3 protein-coding genes are annotated in these 2,458 nt (G+C 44.3%); all 3 read left to right on the forward strand.

Features of this window, described 5'->3' with window-relative positions; genetic code table 11:
• The first annotated feature begins 89 nt into the window (after positions 1-89).
• The 3 genes from tnpA to tnpC are packed head-to-tail and all read left to right on the forward strand — an operon-like array spanning position 90 to position 2,374.
• On the forward strand, positions 90-395 hold the full coding sequence (tnpA, locus tag CSV69_RS16365; RefSeq protein ID WP_085426922.1) for an IS66 family insertion sequence element accessory protein TnpA: 306 nt from the start codon (positions 90-92) through the stop codon (positions 393-395).
• Positions 392-748, forward strand: a complete 357-nt coding sequence (gene tnpB / locus CSV69_RS16370) for an IS66 family insertion sequence element accessory protein TnpB (protein ID WP_085426923.1) — start codon at positions 392-394, stop codon at positions 746-748. Before tnpA ends, tnpB begins: the two co-directional genes overlap by 4 nt.
• Positions 749-787: 39 nt before the next feature.
• Positions 788-2,374, forward strand: coding sequence for an IS66 family transposase (tnpC, locus tag CSV69_RS16375; protein ID WP_099693988.1), 1,587 nt, complete (start codon positions 788-790; stop codon positions 2,372-2,374).
• Positions 2,375-2,458 lie beyond the last annotated feature (84 nt).

Genomic DNA, 2,458 nt, shown 5'->3' on the forward strand with positions numbered 1-2,458 from the left:
GATCGTAAGCGTCAAATAGTGAACACATATTAATAGAAGAAGATTCGTGAGATACTCCTCCCATAGAACACATTTTGGGAGGTATTTATTTGAAAAGAAAAGAGAAAGAAGCATACTGGTCTGCGAAGATCGATGAATATCAAAACAGTGGACTAGCGCTTTCTGAATGGTGTGAAACTGCAGAGGTTGCCGTGCACAATATGAAGTATTGGCTAAGGAAGCAGTCACCAGTTAATCATACCGCACGTCAGGAGACCAGTTGGGTCTCCTGTGTAGTGGAAGAATCGATAGAGAACTCGATTTCCTTGAAAGTAAATCATGTGGATATCGAGGTGACAAGTGGCTATGATGAAACTCTGTTACTTCAAGTGATCCGGACGCTACGTCAGATATGATGAATGATCGCGCCGTTGGGCGCGTCTATCTGGCTGCTGGTCCGACAGATCTTCGGAAGTCGATTGACGGACTAGCTGTCATTGTCCAAGAGCTGTTCCAACTTGATCCTTTCTCCAAAGCACTTTTTGTCTTCTGTAATCGGAAGAGAGATAAACTCAAGATTCTATTCTGGGATCACAATGGATTCTGGCTCTATTACCGAAGACTCGAGAAAGGGCTGTTCGATTGGCCGGATCTTGAGTCTGTTCAACCACTTTCCATTTCGAGCCGACAGTTGAACTGGCTCCTGGATGGGTTACCGTTGAACCAACGTGACGCACACCCTTCAGTCTCGGCGAAAAAAGTAATTTGAGTCTACTCCTTGGAATAATTTTATGCTATTATTGTTCCTATGAGAAAATCAGACAAGAAAACCCAACTTACAATTGAAGAGCTCGAGAAGAAGAACGAACAACTCGAGCAAGAGAAGAAAAAGCTTGAGGCTCAGATGGAATGGTACAAGCAACAGTTCACTCTACTCCAACAGAAACGCTTCGGAACTTCTAGTGAGAAGACGAACAAGGACCAGTTTGAATTACCGTTGTTCAATGAGGTAGAAGTTTCTTCAGCGATCCTTCTTGTAGAGCCTACGCTTGAGACGATAAACTATAAACGCAAGAAGAGAATCGGACGTGCAGATAAGTTGAAAGACCTGCCGGTCGAGACGATTCACTATGACCTCTCTGATTCGGAGAAGGTCTGTTTAGAATGCGATCATTCCATGCACGAGATGAGCACACAGATACGCAAAGAACTGAAGATCATCCCGGCGCAAGTAACAGTTGTCGAACATGTGCAGCATATCTACAGTTGCCGTCATTGTGAAGAACATGCGATCAAAACGCCTATTAAGAAAGCTGAGATGCCGAACCCGGTGATCCCGAAGGGATTAGCGTCTCCATCTGCCATTGCATACGTGATGACGCAGAAGTTTGCTGATGGGCTTCCTCTTTATCGACAAGAGAAACAACTCGAACGGATGGGCATTCCATTGAATCGACAGACGCTATCGAACTGGATGCTTTCGAGTACGACGCGATGGCTCAAGCCGTTCTATGATGAACTCTATCGTCGTCTTCGTGAGGAAAAGGTTCTCCATGCGGACGAAACTGTCCTGCAAGTTCTCGACGAACCAGGGAAAAGGGCGGAATCAAAATCCTATATGTGGCTTTATCGGACAGGTAGAGACTCTAAGACACCGATCGTACTCTTTGATTATCAAGCAAGTCGTGTCAAAGAGAATCCGCAAAAGTTTTTAAAAGGCTACCAGGGTTATCTCCATGTGGATGGCTATGCAGCCTACGAGTCTATTCAAAATGTGGAGCTCGCTGGCTGCTGGGCCCATGCTCGCCGTAAATTCGATGAGGCACTCAAGGCATTAAAAGGTGCGCCAGCTGGTGCAGGTCGAACGACGGTCGCTAAAAAGGGACTCGATTTCTGCAACCGATTGTTCGCAATTGAACGCAAGACGAAAGATAAAATGCCTGAAGAACGACTTGAAATAAGGAAAAACGACAGTCAGCCTGTGCTGGATGATTTTTTGGTATGGCTAAAAGAACAAAAAGAAATTGTCGCTCCGAAGACTGCAACTGGGACTGCCATCTCCTATACGCTTAAACAATGGCCTAAACTGATAACATTTATGAAAGATGGTCGTATCGAGATCGACAATAATCGAGCAGAGCGATCAATAAAACCTTTCGTAATCGGTAGAAAAAACTGGCTTTTTGCAGTTTCCACAAGAGGTGCTACTTCAAGTGCAATCGCCTATAGTCTCGTAGAGACCGCAAAAGAGAATGGCATAAACCCCTTCTTCTACCTGCAGTTCCTTTTCGAAGAACTTCCTCAACGTAATCTTGAAAAAATCGAGGAGTTTGAAGACTTGATGCCTTGGTCGAAGACCTTACCAAAGAATTGTTATATCCAGTCAAAGAAATAGAAAATGCCCCGAAGAATCTTTAATCGATTCTTTGGGGCATTTTCTTTTATATGAAACAACGTGTTCATTTTTTGACGCTTACAA

This window comes from Sporosarcina sp. P26b (assembly GCF_002743245.1).
GTDB lineage: Bacteria > Bacillota > Bacilli > Bacillales_A > Planococcaceae > Sporosarcina > Sporosarcina ureae_C.